Source organism: Cupriavidus sp. CuC1, from assembly GCF_044627735.1.
Taxonomy (GTDB): Bacteria; Pseudomonadota; Gammaproteobacteria; order Burkholderiales; family Burkholderiaceae; genus Cupriavidus; species Cupriavidus ulmosensis.
Map to the genome: position 1 here is coordinate 1 of NZ_JBIUHC010000353.1, position 2,118 is coordinate 2,118.

The 2,118-nt window shown below is 58.1% G+C and carries 3 protein-coding genes; 2 read left to right on the top strand and 1 reads right to left on the bottom strand.

Annotated elements, in window-relative coordinates:
• A partial coding sequence (locus tag ACGLHR_RS51540) for a cupin domain-containing protein (protein ID WP_400103826.1) occupies positions 1-619 on the bottom strand: 619 nt, incomplete at its 3' end.
• Positions 620-703: 84 nt separating this feature from the next.
• On the opposite strand from ACGLHR_RS51540, the gene ACGLHR_RS51545 reads away from it, so the two are divergent.
• Positions 704-1,243, top strand: coding sequence for a carboxymuconolactone decarboxylase family protein (locus ACGLHR_RS51545; protein WP_400103828.1), 540 nt, complete (start codon positions 704-706; stop codon positions 1,241-1,243).
• A gap of 265 nt (positions 1,244-1,508) precedes the next feature.
• Entirely contained in the window at positions 1,509-1,688 is a 180-nt protein-coding gene (locus ACGLHR_RS51550) for a TlpA family protein disulfide reductase (RefSeq protein WP_400103830.1), read from the top strand.
• Positions 1,689-2,118: the final 430 nt, after the last annotated feature.

A 2,118-nucleotide genomic window follows, 5' to 3' on the forward strand; every position in this document is an offset into this window, starting at 1 on the left:
TTCCGAATCCGGCGGCGATCCGAGCCGCTGAATCAGCGAATCGTCCCCAAAGTGGTTGTGAAGTGAACAGTATTGCGCCTAGGCGAAATCCTAGGGATTCAGCCCGCATCAGTTCCATCAGGCTGGTGAGTCGCGCCCGCGCGCCGTCTCCCGGTTCAGATGCCGATGCTCTGACCACAAGCGCTGTCGGTAGGAACTCGCGCGCCAGCCGATCATGTGGAGGGGCGACAAAGAAGCGGCCGCAGAGCACGTCAAGCCGTTCCCCTTGGCCGTCGTTCTCACTGACCGTAACGTTGATGTCGCTTCGAACGCGCGCGGGCACGGCCAGGCGGCCACTTCCGTCGTGGAGCGTGTGTGCCGAACCGTGAGGCAATAGAACCATATCGCCCGCCTGAAGAGCAACTGGTGTGGTGCTGGCCGGCCCTTCGAGAATCGCCGAGCCGTTGAGCACGACATGGTATGGAATTTCGCCCAGCTGGGACTCCTCGTAGACGATGCGCCATGGCGAGCCGTAGGCACATCGGACGTCGAGTTGACCTGTGACGGTCATGATTTCGAGCAGTCTGCTCAGCCAATCTTTAGGGGGACACGATTCCGCGATAGCGATACTTTGGAGCATTCTAATGAGTCAATGAGGCCTCGGCAAGCTCATCCGGTATGCCTACAGTAGAGCCTCCCCAACCGATTTCTTCAGGAGTCAATGATGAGCCGTATTACCGTACCAGCAATCGATTCAGCAGTTGGTGCCACCGCTGAAGTCTACGCACAGGTCAAGCAGGTGACGGGCGGTAGCGTCCCAAACCTTTTCGCAGCGCTCGGTCACATTGCGCCTGCCACGCTCAAGGCAGTACTGAACGCAGAAGGGGCTCTCGCAACCGGCAGCCTTGGCAAGCAAGACCTGGAGACGATCAAGCTGCTAGTCAGCGAGCTGACCGGTTGCGATTACTGCGTTGCCGCACATGTCATGCTTGGCAAGATGGTCGGGCTGTCACCCGAAACGGTCCGCCGGATTCGTGCCGGCCAGTCCACCGGCGACGCGAAGAGTGACGCGCTGATTCGATTCGTTCGAACGATCCATGAAACGAGCGGGACCATCAGCAATGAGGAATTCACCGCGATTCGCAGCGCGGGGTACACCGATGCGCAACTGGCGGACATCGCGCTGACGATCGCCCTGACCGTGTTCACAAACACGTTCAATCGCGTCAACGACACGGACCTGGACTTCCCTCCAGCGAACTGACGCAGCAGCCGGGGAGGACGAACCGAGAGCCGTCCTCCTCGACAAGCCAGGCTGGCTTCTGCAGTTTGAGAAATCTGTCCTGTAGCAGGTCAGTTATCTAGAACGGAGCACCACTATGGGTGGTGAAGAACCAGTTCTCAAGGTTGGCGAAGTCACGTGTGTTCTCGTTGGGCTCGTTGCGCTTATTGGGATGCTGTCAGGCAAAGGCGGCTTGCGACGGCCGTTGATCGCCGGGGCGACGGCGGGTTGTTTCTTGTCGGCGGCTATGAACGCCGCCACGGAATCCCGGCGAGAGAAGCCAACAGTTCCCACCATCCAGCTATATGATGCAGGCGGCTTGCCGTACAAGCTCAAGGCTACCGGGAGGCCGCTCATTGCGAATCTCTGGGCGACATGGTGCCCGCCGTGCAGAATAGAGATGCCGATTTTTGCGAATGTACAGTGAGAAATTCGCGTTTGGACCTGTTGTTCGTAAATCAAGGAGAGTCACCAGACGACGTACTGGAGTTCCTTCATCTACATGATATGCGCATCAAGAACTTAATATTCGACCCTGATATCCCCTTTGCGAGGAAGGTAGGTGTAAAGGCCGACTACGCTGTTCTACGACGGCTCGGGTCGACTAGTCGATATCCACGTGGGGCTGTATTCCGAAACGAGCTTCGTTGCTCAATTGAAATCTGTCTACCCAGAACTGTTCCCACAGAGCGGGCAGTGAGCGGTGGGCACTCACGCCTTTCCCGCATGCAACGCTGCGCCCGCCCAGTTTGGGCGGACAACGGCGCTTAGGGGTGCCGTCCCAATCCACCCAAGTTAAGCAGCGCAAAGAAGGCCGCGATTGATCAACGCAAGGTCTTGACACGTGAGGAGATTTG